Raw genomic sequence first — 266 nt, 5'->3', positions numbered from 1 at the left:
ATACTTTATGAAAAAGAAAATAAATATTCCTGCTGTTGATGGCGTTGATTTAAAAATACATAAAGGTGAGACAGTCGCACTTGTTGGAGAATCAGGATCAGGAAAGAGTATTACTTCCCTCTCAATAATGCGCCTAATCCCAAGTCCGCCCGGAAAAATTGTGGACGGTGAAATCCTTTTTGACGGAAAGGATTTAGCTAAGCTTTCCGAAAATGATATGTGTAAGATCCGTGGGAATGATATCTCTATGATTTTCCAGGAGCCAA

1 protein-coding gene is annotated in these 266 nt (G+C 38.7%); it reads left to right on the top strand.

The window, feature by feature from the left end; genetic code table 11:
- The coding region (locus V7164_RS15030; RefSeq protein WP_335354491.1) for an ATP-binding cassette domain-containing protein at window positions 1-266 on the top strand (266 nt) is incomplete at both ends.

The sequence above is a fragment of the Bacillus sp. JJ1474 genome, from assembly GCF_036965225.1.
Lineage (GTDB): Bacteria > Bacillota > Bacilli > Bacillales > Cytobacillaceae > Cytobacillus.
This window is presented reverse-complemented; position numbering and strand designations above follow the sequence as displayed.